The 2535-nt window shown below is 37.2% G+C and carries 3 protein-coding genes; 1 reads left to right on the forward strand and 2 read right to left on the reverse strand.

Annotation, left to right across the window (positions count from 1 at the left end):
- Positions 1-31 precede the first annotated feature (31 nt).
- Both C200_RS08260 and C200_RS08265 read right to left on the reverse strand, forming a co-directional pair.
- A complete protein-coding gene (locus C200_RS08260; RefSeq protein ID WP_033923731.1) occupies positions 32-334 on the reverse strand; it encodes an IS1-like element transposase in 303 nt (100 codons plus the stop codon).
- Between the two features lie 129 nt (positions 335-463).
- Complete coding sequence (locus tag C200_RS08265; RefSeq protein WP_016212077.1) at positions 464-2188, reverse strand: protein kinase domain-containing protein; 1725 nt, start codon at positions 2186-2188, stop codon at positions 464-466.
- Positions 2189-2381: 193 nt separating this feature from the next.
- Here C200_RS08265 and C200_RS16540 point away from each other — a divergent pair, with 193 nt between their 5' ends.
- Positions 2382-2516 carry a hypothetical protein gene (locus C200_RS16540; protein ID WP_016212079.1) on the forward strand — a complete coding sequence of 45 codons (135 nt, stop codon included), beginning with the start codon at positions 2382-2384 and terminating at the stop codon, positions 2514-2516.
- The last annotated feature ends 19 nt before the right edge of the window (positions 2517-2535 follow it).

Below are 2535 nucleotides of genomic sequence, written 5' to 3' on the forward strand. Positions count from 1 at the left end.
ACTAATTCGACTTCTCTTTCTTCATCACCGTTTAGCAGCTGGGTGTTAACAGAGTCAAGACACTTTGGCTTTTTTTTAACTCTTTCATGACGGTGTTTGTGCTGACTTTTAACACACGAGCGATATCCCGAATTCCACTGCCATTCATACTCATGTCAATAATTTTTTCTTTTGTCTCTGGCAAGTCACCTGGCCGCTTATAGTTCAGCAGGAATGTATCTTTATCACAGCTTGTGTTTTTGCATTTATAACGCTGATTGCCTGAAGCATTCCTGCCAAATTTAATGATATCATTCTCGCTGCATTGTGGGCAATTGACTTCGATATGAGGCATGGATAAATCTCTAAATTATTGTTAACTTGCTTCGAATTATACCATAGCAATCAATAAGATACATTACCAAAAATTTGTCTAGAAAAGGGTTGCCAGATCATATTAGCCTGCTCCACATTATAAACTCTCTCAAACCGCGGCACCTGACTTTGCTTGACTAGAAGAAAAATTGAGTATCTTCTCTTTCACTGCAGCACGATCATCCTTATTCATATCAAAAAAAGGAGTTGCAGCAGCAGAATCTACAGATTGATCGCTAAATAAATCAGATTGATGTGCAAACCTCACTCGAGATAAATCATGCAGCTTTGATGATTGCCCAAATACACCATAGCCTTTCGCCCAATGACGCATTTCAGCTTTAACACTATCCAGACTTTTATCCTCAAGATCAAGCAACTTTTGAATAAACGTCTCTGTCTGACCTTTGGTCTTATTCCAGCTAAATTGATTCTGATCCAAATAATCATCTGCTGCAGCTAATGCTGCTTGCAAGTGAGAATTGTCTTTAAGTACTTGCCACCTCTCGGTTAACTTTTGACCTGAACTATAAACAGTACGAACCGCTTTTTGAAGATTAGATGTACCTTTAAGTTGCTCCCAATCCCCTCGAACTAATTTGATATCGGAACGATAAAGGGCGATAATAGCTTTTTGAAGGATAGAGCTATCTTTAAGTTGCTCCCAATCATCCTTGGAAAGTTTAATAGAAGACCAATAAAGGATATTAGCCACTTCTTGAAGGTCAGCGCTTTCTTTAAGTGCTTGCCAATACTCAAAGGTTAACAAAGAGGTATGACTAAAATCTGACCGAACGGAATAAAGACAAGCTTCTAACGAGCTACATGACTGAATAAATAAAGAGTTTTCCCGCTCAGCTACAAGAGTAGAAAAAATATTTCTTGCTGATTTCGAGTCTTTTACAATACAACTATATTCTCTTAGAGCCTGCTCTAAATTCTCATCTGAGCTCTGGTGAATTTCTACTAAAAAAGCAACTTTAACCCACTCTAAACCTGGGCGACATATAGGGTGCTCAGAACACATTTGTCTGGCAAGAGCTCTTAATGGAGAATTTTCACTTAATCTTTTTTGGAAACTAATACCTAAAGCGTAAATATCGCTTTTATAAGAATAAGTCCTTTTGTTCAATATTTCTGGTGCAACATAACCATCTGTGCCTACAACAGCGCTGCTAAGTGCTCCTTGATATTTACCATCCCAAACCCCATCCACCACTCGCTTAGCGAAACCAAAATCAATAAGAGAACTCTTATTACCATCAAATGTAATATTCTCCAGCTTAATATCTCGATGCAAATAAGCAAGGCCATGTTCGGATAAACTCCCAGAATGTAATTTATTTAATTCATTCGCTGCGCTAAAAAGTGCGAATATTCTCTGTGTATCACTTTCAAATTGATAGTCAAATAAATCAATTCCTAAATAATGTAAAGCAACCATTTCTTTGGGTTGATCTATACGTTTAGCATCTCCTTGGTATAACTTTAAATCTTTAAGAATATATTTCTCAACTCCAGAAATATCTCCACGATTATGGCCAATTTTTAACACATATAAATGGCCACTTTCATCCTCAGCCAACTTAACCTTGCCAAAGCCACCATCACCTAAATATTTGCCCTGCCCTGCCATAGCAAGAACTTTATCACCTATTTTAATAAATGAATGCCTCAGATTGACAGCAAGGCCATTAGAATCAGTGTAGTCAATCGGTTCTTTTTTATCTGCTCGCTTAAGCTTTGCACCATTAGGCTCAGCCACTAATTTATCATTAGCGATATTCCACTCTAAGGCTCTTTGCTCTTCTGAATCCCATATAATTCTTGGCATATTGTGTGACTCCTAAGCTTTGCTAGGAAATTGTAATAAGATGGAAAGGTCAATTTTAAAATTGCACTAAATAAACAAGAAAACAATATTAAAATATAATTAATTTTTTGATAAGTTTATATAAAATATAAGAATTTTAATTTTTAATTACGTACAAGTTAGCCAAATATAGCACTCTGGCAATACAACAAGATTGACTCAAAAAGAAGATCGTAAGCGTCGCTACCTCGGTAGGTATTTTGCACATCCAATGATGCAAAATCGCCGAGCAAAACGCGACGACTATAAACCCTCGGCTGTCCGCGTCACACAGCGTTACGTGCCTTGAATCGGCACACTCCACTACT

This window comes from Piscirickettsia salmonis LF-89 = ATCC VR-1361 (genome assembly GCF_000297215.2).
Lineage (GTDB): Bacteria > Pseudomonadota > Gammaproteobacteria > Piscirickettsiales > Piscirickettsiaceae > Piscirickettsia > Piscirickettsia salmonis.

Bases quoted from the DNA above. Each gene is read 5' to 3' on its own strand.
- C200_RS08265 (WP_016212077.1), bottom strand. From the start codon at position 2,188: ATGCCAAGAATTATATGGGATTCAGAAGAGCAAAGAGCCTTAGAGTGG.
- C200_RS08260 (WP_033923731.1), bottom strand. From the start codon at position 334: ATGCCTCATATCGAAGTCAATTGCCCACAATGCAGCGAGAATGATATC.